Annotated in this window: 20 protein-coding genes and 3 tRNA genes; 8 read left to right on the top strand and 15 right to left on the bottom strand. The window is 52.4% G+C overall.

What is annotated here, in order from left to right; all coding sequences use genetic code 11:
- Positions 1–86 precede the first annotated feature (86 nt).
- The 6 genes from NQ230_RS09030 (at position 87) to NQ230_RS09005 (ending at position 4,984) form a co-directional block, all read left to right on the top strand.
- Positions 87–1,001, top strand: coding sequence for an ABC transporter permease subunit (locus NQ230_RS09030; RefSeq protein ID WP_121424252.1), 915 nt, complete (start codon positions 87–89; stop codon positions 999–1,001).
- 11 nt (positions 1,002–1,012) lie between these two features.
- Positions 1,013–2,287, top strand: a complete 1,275-nt coding sequence (gene livM / locus NQ230_RS09025) for a high-affinity branched-chain amino acid ABC transporter permease LivM (RefSeq protein WP_121424254.1) — start codon at positions 1,013–1,015, stop codon at positions 2,285–2,287.
- Complete coding sequence (locus NQ230_RS09020) at positions 2,284–3,159, top strand: ATP-binding cassette domain-containing protein (RefSeq protein WP_257260841.1); 876 nt, start codon at positions 2,284–2,286, stop codon at positions 3,157–3,159. The genes livM and NQ230_RS09020 overlap by 4 nt, the downstream gene beginning before the upstream one ends.
- Entirely contained in the window at positions 3,156–3,872 is a 717-nt protein-coding gene (locus tag NQ230_RS09015; protein WP_121424257.1) for an ABC transporter ATP-binding protein, read from the top strand. The genes NQ230_RS09020 and NQ230_RS09015 overlap by 4 nt, the downstream gene beginning before the upstream one ends.
- Positions 3,873–4,025: 153 nt before the next feature.
- Positions 4,026–4,508 carry an Hcp family type VI secretion system effector gene (locus NQ230_RS09010; RefSeq protein WP_061097831.1) on the top strand — a complete coding sequence of 161 codons (483 nt, stop codon included), beginning with the start codon at positions 4,026–4,028 and terminating at the stop codon, positions 4,506–4,508.
- A complete protein-coding gene (locus NQ230_RS09005) occupies positions 4,505–4,984 on the top strand; it encodes a DUF2778 domain-containing protein (protein WP_257260838.1) in 480 nt (159 codons plus the stop codon). Before NQ230_RS09010 ends, NQ230_RS09005 begins: the two co-directional genes overlap by 4 nt.
- A gap of 457 nt (positions 4,985–5,441) precedes the next feature.
- Here NQ230_RS09005 and NQ230_RS09000 read toward each other — a convergent pair.
- From NQ230_RS09000 to uvrY, 6 genes are all read right to left on the bottom strand, one after another.
- Positions 5,442–5,528, bottom strand: a tRNA-Leu gene (locus NQ230_RS09000).
- Between the two features lie 11 nt (positions 5,529–5,539).
- Positions 5,540–5,613, bottom strand: a tRNA-Cys gene (locus NQ230_RS08995).
- 46 nt (positions 5,614–5,659) lie between these two features.
- Positions 5,660–5,735 (bottom strand) — tRNA-Gly (locus NQ230_RS08990).
- A gap of 152 nt (positions 5,736–5,887) precedes the next feature.
- On the bottom strand, positions 5,888–6,436 hold the full coding sequence (pgsA, locus tag NQ230_RS08985; RefSeq protein ID WP_023336158.1) for a CDP-diacylglycerol--glycerol-3-phosphate 3-phosphatidyltransferase: 549 nt from the start codon (positions 6,434–6,436) through the stop codon (positions 5,888–5,890).
- 56 nt (positions 6,437–6,492) lie between these two features.
- Entirely contained in the window at positions 6,493–8,325 is a 1,833-nt protein-coding gene (gene uvrC / locus NQ230_RS08980; protein ID WP_257260835.1) for an excinuclease ABC subunit UvrC, read from the bottom strand.
- Positions 8,322–8,978: a UvrY/SirA/GacA family response regulator transcription factor gene (gene uvrY, locus NQ230_RS08975; protein ID WP_013096026.1), complete on the bottom strand. Its 657-nt coding sequence runs from the start codon at positions 8,976–8,978 to the stop codon at positions 8,322–8,324. The genes uvrC and uvrY overlap by 4 nt, the downstream gene beginning before the upstream one ends.
- A gap of 387 nt (positions 8,979–9,365) precedes the next feature.
- On the opposite strand from uvrY, the gene NQ230_RS23040 reads away from it, so the two are divergent.
- Entirely contained in the window at positions 9,366–9,419 is a 54-nt protein-coding gene (locus NQ230_RS23040; RefSeq protein WP_425249250.1) for a hypothetical protein, read from the top strand.
- Positions 9,420–9,444: 25 nt separating this feature from the next.
- Positions 9,445–9,669 carry a DUF2594 family protein gene (locus tag NQ230_RS08970; protein ID WP_008500345.1) on the top strand — a complete coding sequence of 75 codons (225 nt, stop codon included), beginning with the start codon at positions 9,445–9,447 and terminating at the stop codon, positions 9,667–9,669.
- Between the two features lie 66 nt (positions 9,670–9,735).
- Here NQ230_RS08970 and sdiA read toward each other — a convergent pair whose 3' ends face one another.
- From sdiA to NQ230_RS08925, 9 genes are all read right to left on the bottom strand, one after another.
- Complete coding sequence (gene sdiA, locus NQ230_RS08965; RefSeq protein ID WP_257260833.1) at positions 9,736–10,458, bottom strand: quorum-sensing transcriptional regulator SdiA; 723 nt, start codon at positions 10,456–10,458, stop codon at positions 9,736–9,738.
- A gap of 221 nt (positions 10,459–10,679) precedes the next feature.
- A complete protein-coding gene (gene tcyN / locus NQ230_RS08960; protein WP_023336161.1) occupies positions 10,680–11,432 on the bottom strand; it encodes an L-cystine ABC transporter ATP-binding protein TcyN in 753 nt (250 codons plus the stop codon).
- Entirely contained in the window at positions 11,429–12,097 is a 669-nt protein-coding gene (tcyL, locus tag NQ230_RS08955; RefSeq protein ID WP_028019576.1) for a cystine ABC transporter permease, read from the bottom strand. Before tcyL ends, tcyN begins: the two co-directional genes overlap by 4 nt.
- Positions 12,098–12,118: 21 nt before the next feature.
- Positions 12,119–13,105: a D-cysteine desulfhydrase gene (gene dcyD, locus NQ230_RS08950; RefSeq protein WP_219323122.1), complete on the bottom strand. Its 987-nt coding sequence runs from the start codon at positions 13,103–13,105 to the stop codon at positions 12,119–12,121.
- A 106-nt stretch (positions 13,106–13,211) separates the two neighbouring features.
- A complete protein-coding gene (gene tcyJ, locus NQ230_RS08945; RefSeq protein ID WP_023336163.1) occupies positions 13,212–14,012 on the bottom strand; it encodes a cystine ABC transporter substrate-binding protein in 801 nt (266 codons plus the stop codon).
- 86 nt (positions 14,013–14,098) lie between these two features.
- Positions 14,099–14,650, bottom strand: coding sequence for a flagella biosynthesis regulatory protein FliZ (fliZ, locus tag NQ230_RS08940; protein ID WP_063143663.1), 552 nt, complete (start codon positions 14,648–14,650; stop codon positions 14,099–14,101).
- 54 nt (positions 14,651–14,704) lie between these two features.
- On the bottom strand, positions 14,705–15,424 hold the full coding sequence (locus tag NQ230_RS08935; RefSeq protein WP_014170714.1) for an RNA polymerase sigma factor FliA: 720 nt from the start codon (positions 15,422–15,424) through the stop codon (positions 14,705–14,707).
- Positions 15,425–15,553: 129 nt separating this feature from the next.
- Positions 15,554–16,813: a flagellin lysine-N-methylase gene (fliB, locus tag NQ230_RS08930; protein ID WP_257260827.1), complete on the bottom strand. Its 1,260-nt coding sequence runs from the start codon at positions 16,811–16,813 to the stop codon at positions 15,554–15,556.
- An 8-nt stretch (positions 16,814–16,821) separates the two neighbouring features.
- Positions 16,822–17,646 (bottom strand): flagellin N-terminal helical domain-containing protein, encoded by an 825-nt coding sequence (locus NQ230_RS08925; protein WP_159514455.1) that lies wholly within the window; start codon positions 17,644–17,646, stop codon positions 16,822–16,824.
- Positions 17,647–17,916: the final 270 nt, after the last annotated feature.

Here is a 17,916-nt window from a genome sequence, read left to right as displayed (position 1 = left end):
CGCTCAACGTCGGCGGGGTTGCCCGTCGGCGCGTAATAAACATCAGGCTGTGCGGCTCGCGCAGCCTATAAAACGAGCGCGCTAAGATGAGTACATTCTTCCTGCAACAGTTAATCAATGGCTTAACGCTGGGCTCCGTCTACGGCCTGATCGCCATCGGCTACACCATGGTGTACGGCATTATCGGCATGATCAACTTCGCCCACGGCGAAGTGTATATGATTTCCGCCTATCTCTGTGCCATTGGCCTGGCGCTGCTCTCTTTCTTCGGTCTGCAGTCGTTCCCGCTGCTGATCCTCGGGACGCTGGTGTTCACCATTGTGGTAACCGGGGTGTACGGCTGGACCATCGAGCGTATCGCCTACAAGCCGCTGCGCAACTCCACGCGCCTGGCGCCGCTGATCTCCGCCATCGGGATGTCGCTTATCCTGCAAAACTACGCGCAGCTGAGCCAGGGTCCGCGTCAGCAAGGGGTGCCGACCATGCTGGACGGCGTGATTCGCCTGCATCTGGGCGACGGGTTCGTGCAGATAACCTACACCAAAGTGTTTATTCTGGTTGCCTCGTTTGTCGGCATGCTGGTGCTTACCTGGATAATCAACCATACCCGGCTGGGCCGGATGTGCCGCGCGGTACAGCAGGATCGTAAGATGGCCTCCATTCTGGGTATTAACACCGACCGAATTATTTCGCTGGTCTTTGTCATCGGCGCGGCAATGGCCGGTCTGGCGGGGGTGTTGATCACCATGAATTACGGCACCTTTGATTTCTACGTCGGGTTCGTGATCGGCATTAAAGCCTTTACTGCGGCGGTACTCGGCGGCATCGGCTCCCTCCCCGGCGCCATGCTCGGTGGCCTTATCCTGGGCGTGGCGGAAGCCCAGTTCTCGGGCATGGTGAACTCGGACTATAAAGACGTCTTCTCGTTCGGCCTGCTGGTCATGATCCTGATTTTCCGTCCCCAGGGCCTGCTTGGGCGCCCGATTGTGGCTAAAGTGTGAGGGAGAGACTGATGACATCACAGGGTTTTTCACTTAAACGCTGCATTCTGGACGCGATTTTTTCCGGGCTGATTGCGCTGATAATCTTCGGCCCCATAGCGGGCGTGGTGCTGGACGGGTACAGCTTTAACTTCGCCGGGCAGCGGCTGGCCTGGATGGTTGGCATCGTCATGCTCGGGCGTTTTCTGTTGAGCGTCTTTTTAGGTACCGCCGCGGGCGCCCGTTTCCAGGCGCGCTTCGAAGCCGATAGCGCGGGCGTATATGTTCGGCCACCGGAATATAAAAGCCGCATGCGCTGGATTATTCCTCTGGTGATTACCCTTGCGATTTGCTTTCCGTTTGTCGCCACTAAATATGTGCTGACCGTCGCCATTCTCGGGCTGATCTACGTGCTTCTCGGCCTGGGGCTGAATATCGTCGTGGGTCTGGCCGGTCTGCTGGATCTGGGATATGTCGCGTTCTACGCGATTGGGGCGTATGGTCTGGCGCTGGGATACCAGTATCTCGGCTTAGGCTTCTGGAGCATGCTGCCGCTGGCGGCAATCATGGCCGCCGCCGCAGGTGCCCTGCTCGGTTTTCCGGTACTGCGCATGCACGGTGACTATCTCGCCATCGTCACCCTCGGGTTCGGGGAGATCATTCGCCTGATACTGAACAACTGGCTGACCTTCACCGGCGGACCAAACGGCGTCTCGGCCCCTCCCCCCACCTTTTTCGGTCTGGAATTTGGGCGACGCGCGAAAGAAGGCGGCGTGCCCTTCCACGAATTTTTCCACCTGACCTACAACCCGAACATGAAGTTTATTTTTATCTATGCGGTGCTGTTCCTGGTGGTAATGCTGGTGCTCTACATCAAGCACCGCCTGACGCGGATGCCGATTGGTCGGGCGTGGGAAGCGCTGCGTGAAGACGAAATTGCGTGCCGCTCGATGGGGTTAAATCACGTTCTGGTTAAGCTGTCGGCCTTTACGCTGGGCGCGTCCACCGCGGGCATTGCCGGAGTGTTCTTCGCCACCTACCAGGGGTTCGTGAATCCAACCTCCTTTACCTTTTTTGAATCGGCGCTGATCCTCGCCATTGTGGTGCTGGGCGGTATGGGCTCGACGCTTGGCGTGGTGCTGGCCGCCTTTGTGCTCACGGTAACGCCGGAACTGCTGCGCAGTTTTGCCGAGTACCGTGTCCTGCTGTTTGGCATGCTCATGGTGGTGATGATGATCTGGCGTCCACGCGGTTTGATCCGCATTAACCGCAGCGGGTTTGCCGTGCGTAAGGGCGTCGCGCCATGAACGGAACGATATTACGCGTTGAACATCTGATGATGCACTTCGGCGGGATTAAGGCGCTAAATGACGTCAACCTGGACGTGCAGCGTGGCTCTATTACCGCCCTAATTGGGCCAAACGGTGCGGGGAAAACAACCGTGTTTAACTGCCTGACGGGTTTTTACAGGGCCTCCGGCGGCAACATTCTATTTAATACCCGCAATAAAACGACCAACGTTATTCAGGTCCTCGGACAAAAATTCCAGCCGGGTGACTGGATTAACCCCGCGCAGTTCGGGCAGCGTCTGTTCTACAAAATGTTTGGCGGAACGCATCTGGTCAACCGCGCAGGGCTGGCCCGCACGTTTCAAAATATCCGTCTTTTTCGCGAGATGTCGGTCGTGGAAAACCTGCTGGTCGCGCAGCATATGCGCGTTAACCGCAATCTGCTCGCCGGGATCTTAAATACGCCGGCGTACCGGCGGGCGGAAAGCGACGCCCTGGACAGAGCCTTCTACTGGCTGGAAGTGGTGGATCTGGTGGAGTGCGCCAATCGCCTGGCGGGAGAGATGTCGTACGGACAGCAGCGGCGTCTGGAAATTGCGCGGGCCATGTGCACCGGGCCGGAAATGATCTGTCTGGATGAACCCGCCGCCGGGCTGAACCCGGTTGAAACGCACAAGCTGAGCAGCATTATTCGCTTTCTGCGGGATCATCATGACATCACGGTATTACTGATTGAGCATGATATGGGGATGGTGATGGAGATTTCGGACGACATTATCGTGCTCGACCACGGGGATGTTATTGCCAGGGGAAAACCCGAGCAGATCCAGCATGATGAAAAGGTCATTGCCGCCTACCTGGGTACGGATGAAAGCGAGGTCACCCTATGAGCGAACCGCTGCTGGCATTTCGCGAGGTGGATGTGTTTTACGGCGTCATTCAGGCGCTGAAGCAGGTCTCCCTCGAGGTCAATAAGGGTGAAACCGTGGCGCTGATTGGCGCAAACGGCGCGGGTAAATCGACATTGCTGATGTCCATCTTTGGCCAGCCCCGTATCCGCAACGGGCAGATCCTTTTCGGTGGTGAAGATATCAGCCATAAATCCACCCACTACGTCGCGTCCGGCGGCATTGCGCAGGCGCCGGAAGGCAGACGAATCTTCCCGGATATGACCGTTGAAGAGAACCTGCTGATGGGGACCATCCCCATCGGCAGCCAGTTTGCCACAGAGGATATGCAAACCATGTTCGACCTGTTCCCCCGCCTCAAGGAGCGACGCAAGCAGCGCGCGATGACCATGTCCGGCGGAGAACAGCAGATGCTGGCGATCGCCCGGGCGCTGATGAGCCGTCCGAAGCTGCTGCTGCTGGATGAACCGAGCCTCGGGCTGGCGCCAATTGTGGTGAAACAGATCTTCCAGACGCTACGCGAGCTGGCCCGCAACGGTATGACCATCTTTCTGGTGGAGCAGAATGCGCACCACGCATTGAAGCTTTCCGATCGCGGGTATGTGATGGTTAACGGGCAGATCCGGCTGAGCGGCAGCGGCGAGGAGCTGCTGGGAAATCAGGAGGTGAGGAAGGCTTATTTGGGCGGGGTGTGATTTGAAATAAAAGGAATCATTAAAATATTTTCATATAAATAACAACGAGATATTCATGGAAAGTATAGCACGCAATGCCTTGAGATAGCCTGAGTTTGTTGATTTATTAATCTCTGACAATCACGTCAAACTCACTGAAAAGGAGCGTTCAGAATGGCTATACCTGCATATCTTTGGCTTAAAGATGACGGTGGTACAGACCTCAAAGGGTCTGTTGATGTTGAGTACCGCGAAGGCAGTATTGAGGTTCTTGGATTTGGGCATGGTTTACATCTTCCGACTGACAGCGCAAACGGCAAAATTACAGGTACGCGTGTTCACTCCGCATTAAACTTTGAAAAGGAATTTGATTCATCAAGCCCTTACCTTTATAAGGCAGTGGCGCAAGGGCAGACGTTACAATCAGCGGAATTTAAGTGGTACAGGATTAACGACGCTGGGCAGGAAGTTGAATACTTCAATATGTTTCTTGAAGGAGTAAAAGTAGTTTCTGTGTGCCCCACCATGCATGATGTGAAAGACCCTGCGACTGAAAAGCACAATCATCTTGAAAGCATATCTTTGCGTTATGAGCGCATCACCTGGAAACACTGCGACGGTAACATACTATTTTCTGATTCGTGGGCTGACAGATGATTCGTTGTTATTTTCATATCAATAATGGACAACTCTCTTCCCTGAGCTGCCCAGGAGTCGGTTTTTTCGCTGCCTACTCAGGCAATAAAGGGAAACATAGAAACAATCCTGATTCGATCGCAATACCCAAGAGGGGGCCTCTTCCTCCGGGAAAATACTATATCGTCACCCGCTCGCGGGGAGGATGGAATACAAGACTTAACGATTTGTATAAAACTATAGAAAGCGGTTCTGATCGCAATCTGTGGTTTGCTCTTTTTCGGGAAGATGAGCGAATTGATGATAATTCGTTTATTGGAACGGTCGAGCGTGGAGCATTTCGTCTGCACCCTGCAGGTCATAACGGAAACAGCGATGGATGTATTTCTCTAGTTTCGTTATCCGACTACATGATCCTCTGGAGGGCACTCGTTAAATCGCCACCAGTCATGGTTACAGCCCAGCTGAGGGCGTTTGGCACAATACAGGTATATTGATGAAACCTCTTTCACAGGTGCTTCTCTGGTATGCAGAACTAGCTACCCTCTTCATATTATATTCAGTGTTTTGCTACTTTATGCCCGATTTGGAGATTTATGGATGGTATGTAGAAAAGTATGGCTATGTCATGGAGGAAGACTTTCTTGATTACTACACGTTGGTTTTGTTCACAGCTGCGATCTTAACCACTACTTTAATCATCTGGTTAGTTGCGCTATTACGTCAGAAACGGTCGAAACGAAAGGACAAAAGCGCAGTGCCAGACTCTATGCGATAACGATTGTAAGATCGAAATATGAGAAGCCTTCAGGTCAGAAAGCTGAAGGCTTTTCTTTTTTAACTGAAAGTCATCAAACAATTTATATTCTGAAGTCACACAGATGTAATAAAAAAACCGCCTAAAGGGGCGGTTTCACGACACTGCTTATTGCTTTGATTATTCTTTGTTTCCCATGGTAGCCGGAGTGGGACTTGAACCCACACAGCGCGAACGCCGAGGGATTTTAAATCCCTTGTGTCTACCGATTCCACCATCCGGCCAGGGAAGAAAGTGGAGGCGCGTTCCGGAGTCGAACCGGACTAGACGGATTTGCAATCCGCTACATAACCGCTTTGCTAACGCGCCGTAAAACTTTTTAAACTGACACCCGCAACTGCGCATGTCTTTTATCTGGAGCGGGAAACGAGACTCGAACTCGCGACCCCGACCTTGGCAAGGTCGTGCTCTACCAACTGAGCTATTCCCGCATGTCATCAAGTAAACGTCTAACCACTTGATTTCACTATCGTCCGGCTTGCTGTGCCGCCGTTCGATGCGTTGCATTCTACTGATATGACGTTATGAGTCAACGTTATTTTTTGCATCCCCGGATCGTTTGCTGAAAATTACGGCGAAACGATCACTGATCAAGCAAATCCCCGCGCGCAGCGTTCAAATATTGCAGCATGGACCACAGCGTCAGCACTGCCGCAACCCACAGCAGACCAATTCCCGCCCATTCAACCCAGGCGTTTGGACGCCAGAGCATCCAGACCAGCGCTGCCATCTGCGCCGTCGTTTTGACTTTACCAATCCACGAGACCGCCACGCTGCTGCGTTTCCCCAGTTCCGCCATCCACTCGCGCAGCGCGGAGATGATGATCTCACGACCAATCATAGTTGCCGCAGGCAGCGTCACCCACCAGGTATGATAGTGCTCGGCCACCAGCACCATGGCGATAGCGACCATCACTTTGTCTGCCACCGGATCGAGGAAGGCACCGAAACGAGTGCTTTGATTCCAGCGACGGGCCAGATAGCCATCAAACCAGTCGGTGACCGCCGCGATCAGGAAGAGCAATGCGCAGGCGAAAGGTGCCCAGACAACCGGCAGGTAAAACGCCAGTACAAAGAACGGGATGAGTACAACACGAAAGAGAGTGAGCAACGTAGGGATATTATATTGCATAGTGACGGTAACTATTTGTTGTCAGTAAAATTTAGCTCTATGTTGCTACAGAGCCCTCAATGTTTCAACGAGTAGTAGATCTTTTCTGCCAGCCCTTGCGAAATACCCGGCACTTTTGCAATTTCCTCCATGCTGGCGTTGAGTAATCCTTGCAATCCGCCCATATACTTCAGCAGCATCTGCCGACGTTTTGGCCCCACGCCTTCAATCGTTTCCAGACTACTGGTGTTTTTCACCTTCGCCCGTTTTTTGCGGTGACCGCTGATGGCATGATCGTGCGATTCATCGCGAATATGCTGGATGACGTGCAGCGCCGGGGAATCCGGCGGCAGGCTGAAGCCCTCACCTTCCGGCTCGAAGAACAATGTCTCCAGACCGGCCTTACGATCGGCCCCTTTTGCGACGCCCAGCAGCAGCGGATGGTTTTTATCCCAGCTGACATCAAGCGATTCAAATACCGCTTTCGCCTGGCCGAGCTGCCCTTTCCCGCCGTCAATCAGGATCACATCCGGGATTTTGCTCTCTTCTATGGCTTTACCATAGCGACGACGCAGCACCTGATTCATGGCCGCATAGTCATCACCCGGCGTGATGCCGGTGATGTTATAGCGGCGATACTCGGCGCGGAGTGGACCATTCGCATCAAACACCACGCAGGACGCTACCGTCTGTTCCCCCATCGTATGACTGATGTCGAAACACTCCATCCGTTTCACTTCCGGAAGCTTCAGCAGCGTCGCCAGGGCCGTTAAACGCTGGTGCACCGTCGACTGCTGCGACAGCTTAGTGGTGAGTGCCGTCGCCGCGTTGGTTCGCGCCAGCTTCAGATAACGCGCACGATCGCCGCGCGGTTTGGTTTGAACATTGACCCGACGGCCCGCCAGTTCAGAGAGCGAATCGGCCAGCAGGGTTTTATCGTCAAGATTAAAATCGAGCAGGATCTCAGAAGGCAGCGTGCGCATCTGGCTCCCCTGCAGATAGAACTGCCCAACAAAGGTTTCCACCACTTCACCCAGTTCGGTACCGCTGGGCACTTTCGGGAAATAGCTGCGGCTGCCGAGCACTTTGCCCTGGCGAATAAACAGCACGTGCACGCAGGCCATCCCGGCGTCAAAGGCTACGCCGATGACGTCGAGATCGTCACCGGTATTCGAAACAAACTGTTTCTCAGTGACTCTGCGCACCGCCTGGATTTGGTCGCGGATCCGCGCGGCCTCTTCGAACTCGAGTGCGGCGCTGGCTTTTTCCATCCGCGCGATCAGCTGCGTTAAGACCTGATCGTCTTTTCCGGCCAGGAACAGGCGCACATAATCCACCTGCTGCGCATACTCTTCTTCACTCACCAGCCCGGCCACGCAGGGGCCCAGGCAGCGTCCGATCTGGTACTGCAGGCAAGGGCGCGAGCGGTTACGGTAAACGCTGTTCTCACACTGGCGGATCGGGAAGATTTTTTGCAGCAGCGCCAGCGTTTCACGCACGGCATAGCCGTTAGGGAACGGCCCGAAGTATTCGCCCTTGGCGTGTTTTGCACCGCGGTGCATGGCGAGGCGCGGATGGGTGTCGCCGCTCAGAAAAATAAACGGGTAGGATTTATCATCACGCAACAGAACGTTATAGCGCGGCTGGTAGAGCTTTATATAGTTGTGCTCAAGCAGCAGCGCTTCTGTCTCTGTGTGCGTGACGGTGACATCAATATTCTGAATGAGTGAGACCAGCGCTTCGGTCTTCCGGGAGGCCAGGTTGCTGCGAAAATAGCTGGAGAGGCGTTTTTTAAGATCTTTTGCCTTCCCCACATAGATAACCGTACCGCCAGCGTCATACATGCGATAGACGCCAGGCTGGCTGGTTACGGTTTTCAGAAATGCTTTTGAATCGAACACATCACTCACTGACTTAACAACGTCTCCGCATTACACAAGCCGTGCCGGATGGCCAGGTGCGTCAGTTCGACGTCGCCATGAATGTTCAGTTTACTGAACATCCGGTAACGATAGCTGTTCACCGTTTTCGGGCTGAGATTCAGCTGTTCCGAGATCTCATTCACCTTCTGACCTTTGGTGATCATCAGCATAATCTGCAATTCACGCTCGGACAAACTCGCAAACGGTGATTCGGTTTTCTCGGGCTCGATCTGACTCAGCGCCATCTGCTGAGCGATGTCGGAAGCAATGTAACGCTGTCCGGCAAACACGGAACGGATTGCATTGACGACTTCCTGCGGCGCAGCACCTTTACTCAGGTAGCCCGCTGCGCCCGCCTGCATCACTTTCGCGGGCAGTGGGTTTTCGGTATGCACGGTCAGCATGATGACTTTTGTATCAACAAAGGTACGCGCGATTTTGCGTGTTGCTTCAAGACCGCCGATACCGGGCATGTTCATATCCATCAGTACCACATCGGCCGAGTTTGTGCGGCACCATTTTACCGCATCTTCCCCACAGCACGCCTCACCGGCAACTTTAATACCTTTAATATCTTCAAGAATGCGTCGTATCCCTGCGCGCACCAGTTCGTGGTCATCAACAAGAAGGACGTTGATCAAAGGAAATGTCTCCAGAATAGGGATAACGCTACTGAGTGATAATTTGGTTTATATTAACGGTTTTCCTCACAAGATTAAAACGTTAAAAAACCGGCTATTCGATTTCGCTCTCGTTTTTGGAAATTAGGCTGTACAGTCCGTGGAAAGAAAGGCCGTGTACACAGGGCTTTTGCAGCTTTTTTTAAGCATCTGTATTCAAAAAGTTACAAAAAACCTGCAGGACTTCCCTGCAAAAAAACAGATCTCAAATTTTTGTAACAATAATTAACGGCAAGCGAACCGGGCATAAACAATTAATAGCCTTAAACAGCGCTTCAGTTTACCGGTAGGTTCTGTTTACGCAATTAAACATCCGCGTAAAAGTACGAAAAACAACCGCTGCATTTTTTGCGTCAGCTTGTGGTATACTCCGCCGCCTTGACTTTCGTCGTCGCACTTTAGCGCCGTTTAATAATGAGGAAAATAAATGAGCACACCTGAATTTGCCACTGCTGAGAATAACCAGGAACTGGCACAGGAAGTAAACTGCCTGAAAGCGCTGCTAACGCTGATGCTGCAGGCGATGGGCCAGGCGGACGCCGGTCGTGTGATCATTAAAATGGAAAAACAAATCGCGGAGATGGAAGACCAGGCTGAATCTGCGGTATTTGCTAACACCGTTAAGCAAATCAAACAAGCCTACCGCCAGTAACAAAAAACGGCTGGATGCAGTGCATTCAGCCGTTCGCTCGTCTGTCACGCAGAACGTATTATCCCGTCAGATCAGTCCCGTTGCCGCCGCGTAGCACGCGATCTGGGTTTTGTTAGGCGCGTTGAATTTCTTCTGCATATTTTTCTGATGGAAGTTAACGGTATTCTCGGAGATGGAGAGAATGATCGCTATTTCCGCAGACGTCTTCCCTTCCGCAGTCCATTTCAGAATTTCGCGTTCGCGTTTGCTGAATTTCATTTCGGGTGGCATGACCATCTCATCTTCAAAGCGTATCAGAGAAGTTAAGGCCATTTGCACCAGCATCTGCAGCCGCAGTTCTATTTCCTCACGGGCAAATGGCCCTTCCAGTACACTAGTACGGGAAACCGACAGGAAGCCGAGCGCGTGATTAGGCAGCATCAGACACTGCGTTATTCCCACACGTAAACCGTGGTCCTGCGCGCTATGCCATAATTCCTGCGCGTCAGCGAATAATGCGTCGGTCCAGGGTAAATGACCCTGAATGAAATTCTCCGGTTTTAAGACGGGATCAATAGCGAAATAGTTCGCGGATTGATATTGCGCCATCCACTGCTTTGGATAAGTGGTATGCACGGCGATCTTAGGCCGGGTAAATGGCACGGGATGGCGCACGCAGAGCGCGAAATAATCAAATTCAAGCGTCTGAGTTTGTCGCTGAAGTTCCTGATATACCTCGTCGGCACAGGTCAATTCCTGAAACCGGAGGGAGCAATCCCGTCGCCAGGTGAAAAAGTCTGAATCCTTCATACTTACTAAATGAAGCCTCTGAAAAGATAATCATTATTATGGTGAATATAACCTAACACATAAAACTTTTTTCTAACTACAAAATATCGGCAATAGCACAATTAACTTTACTATTGATAAGGTTTATCCGAGCTGGGTGGAATAAAAAAACACAGGACGGCGTGCAGGGGGAGAATAATTTGCTCCAGGCTAAATTTCTGGAGCAAATTAGTGCAAAAATTCTACTGCATCAGGAATTTTTCAAGGAACTGACGGGTTCGCGGCTGTTGAGGGTTAGCGAACAGGCTTTTCGCCGGCCCCTGCTCCACAATCCGCCCCTGATCCATAAAGATGGCTCTGTCAGCAACATCGCGTGCAAAGCTCATCTCATGCGTTACGATCACCATCGTCCGTTTTTCCTGTGCCAGTTGGCGAATGGTGTTCAGTACCTCACCCACCAGTTCCGGATCGAGCGCAGAGGTTGGTTCATCAAAAAGGATCACGTCCGGGCGCATCGCCAGCGCGCGCGCTATCGCCACGCGCTGCTGTTGCCCTCCCGACAGACGGCGCGGATAGCTGGTCTCTTTCCCCGCCAGCCCGACTTTGGCGAGCAGTTCGCGCGCCCGCGCCGTTGCGTCCTCTTTCGATTCACCTTTTACAATGACCGGCCCTTCAATAATGTTCTCCAGCACCGTACGGTGCGGGAAGAGATTGAAGTTCTGGAAAACGAAGCCGACATGCTGGCGCAGGCGGCGAATCAACCCTTTCTGCTGGCTGATTGATTTTCCGGTATCAATTGTTATCTCCCCTACCCGAATAGTGCCGCCTTCCGGCTGTTCAAGCAGGTTAATACTGCGCAGCAGCGTCGTCTTTCCCGAACCGCTCGGTCCGATAATCGCCACGACTTCACCCTGCTCGACTTCAAGATCGATTCCGTGGAGCACCGTTTGACCGTGGAATTTTTTCACCAGGTTTTTGACGTCGATAGCACTCATTTTGGATCACGCTCCTGGCGGTTAAGCTGGTTTTCGAAGTAGTTTTGCAGAGCAGACAGCACCGTCGCCATCACCCAGTAAATCAGCGAGGCGGCCAGATACATGGTAAAGACTTCAAGCGTGCGCGAGGTAATGAGCTGCGCCTGTCGGAACAGCTCCGGCACCTGAATCGTTGCCGCCAGGGAAGTATCTTTCACCAGGCTGATGAAGCTGTTGCTCAGCGGCGGAAGCGCCACGCGCGCCGCCTGCGGCAGAATGGCCCGGCGCAGCGTCTGCCACGGGGTCATCCCGATACTGGCCGCAGCCTCCCACTGCCCTTTGTCAATGGAGGAGATCGCTGCTCGCAGGGTTTCTGAGGTGTACGCCGCGGTATTGAGCGACAGACCAATCATCGCTGCGGGAATCGGATCCAGTTCGATACCAAACTGCGGTAAGCCGTAGTAGATCATAAAGAGCTGGGCGATAAGCGGCGTACCGCGAAACACGGAGATATAAAAGCGCGCCAGCCAGCGTACCGGCAGGACGGGTGACATGCGCATCAAGGCCAGCACAAATCCCAGTACCAGCCCGAAGAACATCCCGCCGATACTGAGCTGTAACGTAAATACCGCACCTTTCAGCAGATACGGCAGAGAATCAATAACCAGTTGAATACTTTCTTGCATTATTATTTTTCGACCTGATTTTTAGACATGAGGATGGTAGGCAAACAGCGCAGGCGCCCCGCCGGTATGGACAAATAAAATCGGCCCTTCATCCTTAAAGCGTTTCTGCGCAATGCCATCAATCAGTCCGGCCATCGCTTTGCCGGTATACACCGGATCGAGCAGTATCCCCTCGAGGCGCGCCAGCAGCTTCACCGCTTCCATACCCTCTTCGTTAGGCGTGCCGTAACCCGGCGCAAAATAGTCATCCCAGAGCAGAATATCGGCCTTTGCCTTCAGCTCCAGCTGCTCGGCTACCGCCTGCTGTAAAGTCACCACTTTTGGCTTCTGATCCGCGACGCTGCGGGACACCGTCACGCCAATCAGCTCGACGTCCGGCAGCAGCTGCTCCAGCCCCACCGCCAGCCCGGCATGCGTGCCCGCACTCCCGGACGCGACAACCGCCGAGGAGAGACTCACCGCGCCCTCGCACTGCTGCGCGATTTCCAGCGCACTTTCCACATACCCCAGCGCGCCCAGCGCGTTCGACCCGCCGACGGGGATAACATAGGGACGGAAGCCCTGCGCTTCCAGACGCGTTGCCAGCTCATCGAGCTGGGCGGTTGGGTCGGTCAACGCATCCACCATTTCGACCTGTACATTAAACAGGTCAAGCAGCAGGCGATTACCGTTGGTGAGATAGTTTTCTGCCCGCGTGCCAATCGGGTTTTCCAGCAGGGCCACGCAATGAAGACCAAGCTTTGCCGCCACTGCCGCCGTCTGACGAACGTGGTTGGACTGGATAGCCCCGGCAGTAATGAGCGTATCCGCGCCTTCGCGCAGTGCGTCAGCCGCCAGAAACTCCAGCTTGCGCAGCTTGTTGCCCCCCATCGCCATCGGCGTCACGTCATCACGCTTAATAAAAATATCGCGCCCTAAATAATCAGAAAATCGCGGCAGGTACTCCAGCGGAGTCGGCGCGCCGATAAACTCCAGGCGGGGAAAGCGCGTTAAATTCTGTAGTGACATGGGTTCTCCGGTAACTCTGACAAAATGTGATATTTTTCATTATGCACGCAGACGCGAAAGAAATAAAAAAGGCGCTTTTAAAAGCGCCTTTTTTTACGGCAGAAACTTATTTCGTGACGTCTGCACCGAACCACTTCTCGGAGAGCGCTTTCAGGCTTCCGTCTTTTTGCATGTCAGCAATCGCGGAATCAATCGCTTTGACCAGGTCTTCGTTACCTTTACGAACGGCCACGCCTGATTCCTGACGAGAGAACGCATCACCCGCTACGGCCAGGGTATTGTTGGTTTTCTTCACCAGATCCAGCGCTGCCAGGCGGTCAACCAGAATGGCGTCGATACGGCCCACGCGCAGATCCTGGTATTTCGTCGGGTCATCATCATAGGTGCGGATATCCACGCCCTGCACGTTCTGGCGCAGCCACTCTTCGTAGTTGGTCCCCAGACCGACACCGACCTTCTTCCCTTTCAGGTCCGCGGCAGTTTTAATCCCGCCTTCGTTGCCTTTCTTCACCAGCGCCTGAATACCGGACACGGTGTACGGCGTAGAGAAGTCATATTTCTTCTTACGCTCGTCAGAAATGGTCACCTGATTAATCACCACATCAATACGTTTGGAATCCAGCGATGCCAGCATACCGTCCCATTTGGTCGGTTTCAGGGACGCTTTCACGCCGAGGTGCTTCGCCAGCTCTTCAGCAAACTCCACTTCAAAACCGGTCAGCTTACCGTCATCGCCCTGGAAGCTGAACGGAGGATAGGTTCCTTCCAGCCCGACCAGCAGCGTACCGCGCTCTTTTACTTTATTCAGCAGGTTTTCAGCGGCGAACGTTTTCACGCTCATGCCCGCAACCAGCGCAACGGCCATAACACCCATCAGCGCCTGACGACCCAGAAGTGCAAATTTCATAAATACCCCGATATAGTGGAATTTTTACGTAGTGTAGAGAAATCGCCTGCAACGTCAAAGGCGACTGCGCTACATCTTATTCTTTTTTAATATATATCAGAAGTTGTTCCGGCGTGGGCTTTCTGCTTTATAGCACCGGGCATTTGTACCTTGTATTGCGCATACTTGCGCAACGCAATTCGGTAGTTGTTGGTGCTGGTCGCAGGCAGCCACGGCTCCAGATTTTCATCCAGATAACCGGTTTTCAGCAGATCGCGAGAAATATTGTTTACGGTCAGATGCTGCCCAAGGCGACGCAGGCGAACCACATATTCGCGAACGGTGCCGTGGCTCATCTCCGTTTGTTCAAACAGGAACTGCTTGAAGCCGATAATGTCGAAGAAGTCGCTTTGCTCTTTGCAGTGGAGATCCCCACAGAAACGGCAAAGCGCCACCCACTCTTTTTGCTCTTCGAGCCATGCCGATTCGTCCATTAACGTGTCGAGACGCGAAATCGCAATCTTATTGACGATTTCGCCCCGGCGAACCAGCGTGATACGATCGAGTAACTTGTTACAGTGGGCGCAATGCGTCTGGCTGTGTTTAAAGTCTTTCAGGTAGCGGCTTAAAGGCCGTCTTTTAGATTGCTGCACCGTCATGATAACTCCTGGTTGTCAATACGTTGTGCGGCATTTTTCAGGTGAATCAATCACCTATAACTTACCCAGCTTGGTTCGTAAGCGTTTAATGGCCTGGCTGTGCAGCTGGCTCACCCGCGACTCTCCCACCTCCAGAACAGCGCCAATCTCTTTGAGGTTAAGCTCTTCCTGGTAATAAAGGGTCAATACCAGCTGTTCGCGTTCAGGCAGAGCTTCAATAGCCTCCATGACGCGCTGGCGTAAATTCCCTTCCATTAAATGGTGTAACGGGTTTTCCTGCTGGTGCTCATCCGTCACCAGCTCGATGCTATCGCCATGCTCTTCGCGCCACTCGTCATAAGAGAAGAGTTGGCTATTATTGGTATCGAGCAACATCTGACGATACTCTTCAACAGCAATGCCAAGACGTTCCGCCACTTCGGTTTCCGTTGCGTTACGTCCCAGCTCCTGTTCCAGCTGCCCCATCGCATGCGCCACTTCGCGCGCGTTGCGGCGAACACTGCGCGGCACCCAGTCTCGGCTGCGCAGCTCGTCCAGCATCGCACCACGAATACGCTGAACTGCGTAAGTCGTAAATGCCGTTCCTTGCAGAGCGTCGTATCGGTCAACTGCATTCAATAACCCGATACCGCCCGCCTGTAGCAGATCGTCGAGTTCCACGCTCGCCGGCAAGCGCACCTGGAGGCGCAATGCTTCGTGACGCACCAGCGGGACATAACGCTGCCACAGCGAGTGTTTATCCATTACACCTTCAGCGGTATAGAGTGAATTCACGATAAACAGCCCTGCGTTAGTTGAGTTATCGGCATGATTATCCGATTCTGCAGGGCGTTCAATTGGATGAAAAAGGGGGATAAAGTGAGGTTATTCTGAGGTTGCCCACAACAGGGGCAACTTTTCTGCCTAAATTAACAGTTGTAACAATGAAAGATCGTCGCCGAGTTTGACGCTATCTATATGTTGATGAAAGAGCTTTCCCGCTTCCTGATTATGCTGGCTAAGGGAGTGGAAGCTGTAAATAACATCAATGATATTATCTTGTTCAATTTTTCCCGCCACGAGTGCCTGACCGGCAAGTAACGTTTTAAGGAAATAGAACTCCGCGACGATTAAATAAAGATTATTCAACATGCTGCGGCCATTGTTCTGCGGGAAGCCCTGCTCCCACAGTTTGTATTTAAAAAAGTTCTTAAATAAATGGTCATTGGTCGCCAGGTAACTGCCCGCAACATCGCGCCAGACGGACTCGATGTTCTCCATGACCTTCTCTGCCGGCACAGTGTCACCAGCCGACTCAAATTGTTGATAAAGCTGAGTAAAATAACGGTTTAATACCGCACCACCGCGGGCTGTCGCTTTCTTCGTAAAGTAGCTCTGGATGAGTGAAATTAACGCGAATTTCAGGCTGTAGTTCTGATTAAATCCGCCTAATTCCGTTTTGATTTTACCGCTCACCAGTTCGTTAACCAGCGAGAAATAGACCGTTTCGAGCGTGCCGATATTCTCTTCGAGATTATCGAGCTTTTCAGCCACCATGAGGAATTTCACCACGGCGTAAACCTGTTCTTCAACGCTGACCGCCTCAACGCTGAAAATATTCTGGCAGAAGAGATTGATGACCTTTGCCTTCAAATCAATCATCGGCGCATTATTGACGTCCTGCTGGACGCTGATGGATTCCATCATCGACATAGACTCCCGATCGTTCAACAGAAGTCGGGTCACTTCCGGACACGAGAGGTTCAGCGATTTTTCGATTTCATTTTTATAGACCCGGTTTGTCCGTGGAAAGGACGAACAGGTGGGGCTTAAGGCCTGGACGCCCATGGCGCTATGGATAGAACAGAGTTTTTCCGTATCCATAAACGGGCAGTTTTTACTTTCCGTATGGAAAATCACTTCGCCCCAGTTGCCATACTGCTTTTTGGTGACTTTTATCGCCGTTTTCGCCGTATGACGAATGGCGGCATTTTTACTGTTCAGATAGCGATTAACGGAGGATTTATCAAACGCGATGGTCCAGCCCTGACAACAATGTTCACGGCATTCCCCACCGACACATGAAAAATCTGCGACCAGCTTTGGTTGAGTGACACTGATTTGTTTCACAGGCGGATTCTCAAATAGCAGAGATAAAAAAACCCCGCCGAAGCGGGGTTTCACGCGTAAAATTAACGCAGCAGAGACAGAACGGTCTGTGGAACCTGGTTTGCCTGAGACAGAACAGAAGTACCAGCCTGCTGCAGGATCTGCGCGCGGGACATGTTGGAAACTTCAGTTGCGTAGTCAGCGTCCTGGATACGGGACTGAGCAGCAGACAGGTTGTTAGAGGTGTTGTTCAGGTTGTTGATTGCAGAAGTGAAACGGTTCTGCACAGCACCCAGGCCTGAACGTGCTTTATCAACTTTAGCGATAGCTGCGTCGATAGTTGCCAGGTCGGTAGGTTGTACGCTTTTCAGGTCGATAGCGTTCACGCCCAGGGTGGTGGTGTCAGCTTTAGCACCGCTCAGGTCCAGATCGATGGTGTCGCCGTCGTTCACGCCAACCTGAATTTTAACCACACCAGCTGCACCAGCAGAACCGTCCAGCAGTTTGATGCCGTTGAAGTCAGTTTTGCCCGCAACGCGGTTGATTTCTGCCAGACGAGCGGTAACTTCATCCTGCAGAGAAGCCAGGTCAGAGGTACTGTTAGTACCAGTACTCGCCTGTACAGCCAGTTCACGTACGCGCTGCAGGTTGTTGTTGATTTCGTTCAGAGAGCCTTCAGCAGTCTGCGCCATGGAGATACCGTCGTTGGCGTTACGTGCGGCCTGGTTCATACCCTTGATCTGAGCGGTCATGCGGTTTGCAATTGCCTGACCAGCAGCATCGTCTTTCGCGCTGTTAATACGCAGACCTGAAGACAGACGCTCGATAGCAGTACCCAGAGAAGACTGAGATTTGTTCAGGTTGTTCTGAGTGGTCAGGGACATCAGGTTAGTATTGATAACTGCCATAATTTTGTTTCCTTCAAAAATTGGGTTTTAGGTCCGGTGCCTAACACTCACAGCGTCTCTCACCGTCAACAAGGTTATCGACGGGTCCCCAAAAGACTTTAGAATCAATTTTTAAAAAATTACAACACACTGATTATTAATGATTTTATTTTTAAAAAATCAATTAAGGTCCGTCAAAGGTTTATTTTTTACGCTTTTTTAACGCTCAAAGAGATGACAAAAAAGGCACACACTTACTCGTGTTTTTAATGCACTGATAATGTCCCTAAA

It is taken from the genome of Enterobacter asburiae, from assembly GCF_024599655.1.
GTDB classification, from domain to species: Bacteria; Pseudomonadota; Gammaproteobacteria; order Enterobacterales; family Enterobacteriaceae; genus Enterobacter; species Enterobacter asburiae_D.
Note: the sequence above shows the minus strand (reverse complement) of the source record. Positions and strands in the feature narration are given on the sequence as shown.

What these genes read in the sequence shown, in the direction of transcription:
- tcyJ (WP_023336163.1), bottom strand. Translation starts at nt 14,012, where the DNA reads ATGAAATTTGCACTTCTGGGTCGTCAGGCGCTGATGGGTGTTATGGCC.
- NQ230_RS09005 (WP_257260838.1), top strand. Translation starts at nt 4,505, where the DNA reads ATGATTCGTTGTTATTTTCATATCAATAATGGACAACTCTCTTCCCTG.
- NQ230_RS08925 (WP_159514455.1), bottom strand. Translation starts at nt 17,646, where the DNA reads ATGGCAGTTATCAATACTAACCTGATGTCCCTGACCACTCAGAACAAC.
- NQ230_RS08970 (WP_008500345.1), top strand. Translation starts at nt 9,445, where the DNA reads ATGAGCACACCTGAATTTGCCACTGCTGAGAATAACCAGGAACTGGCA.
- dcyD (WP_219323122.1), bottom strand. Translation starts at nt 13,105, where the DNA reads ATGTCACTACAGAATTTAACGCGCTTTCCCCGCCTGGAGTTTATCGGC.
- NQ230_RS09010 (WP_061097831.1), top strand. Translation starts at nt 4,026, where the DNA reads ATGGCTATACCTGCATATCTTTGGCTTAAAGATGACGGTGGTACAGAC.
- fliZ (WP_063143663.1), bottom strand. Translation starts at nt 14,650, where the DNA reads ATGACGGTGCAGCAATCTAAAAGACGGCCTTTAAGCCGCTACCTGAAA.
- NQ230_RS09030 (WP_121424252.1), top strand. Translation starts at nt 87, where the DNA reads ATGAGTACATTCTTCCTGCAACAGTTAATCAATGGCTTAACGCTGGGC.
- NQ230_RS09020 (WP_257260841.1), top strand. Translation starts at nt 2,284, where the DNA reads ATGAACGGAACGATATTACGCGTTGAACATCTGATGATGCACTTCGGC.
- sdiA (WP_257260833.1), bottom strand. Translation starts at nt 10,458, where the DNA reads ATGAAGGATTCAGACTTTTTCACCTGGCGACGGGATTGCTCCCTCCGG.
- NQ230_RS09015 (WP_121424257.1), top strand. Translation starts at nt 3,156, where the DNA reads ATGAGCGAACCGCTGCTGGCATTTCGCGAGGTGGATGTGTTTTACGGC.
- livM (WP_121424254.1), top strand. Translation starts at nt 1,013, where the DNA reads ATGACATCACAGGGTTTTTCACTTAAACGCTGCATTCTGGACGCGATT.
- tcyL (WP_028019576.1), bottom strand. Translation starts at nt 12,097, where the DNA reads ATGCAAGAAAGTATTCAACTGGTTATTGATTCTCTGCCGTATCTGCTG.
- tcyN (WP_023336161.1), bottom strand. Translation starts at nt 11,432, where the DNA reads ATGAGTGCTATCGACGTCAAAAACCTGGTGAAAAAATTCCACGGTCAA.
- pgsA (WP_023336158.1), bottom strand. Translation starts at nt 6,436, where the DNA reads ATGCAATATAATATCCCTACGTTGCTCACTCTCTTTCGTGTTGTACTC.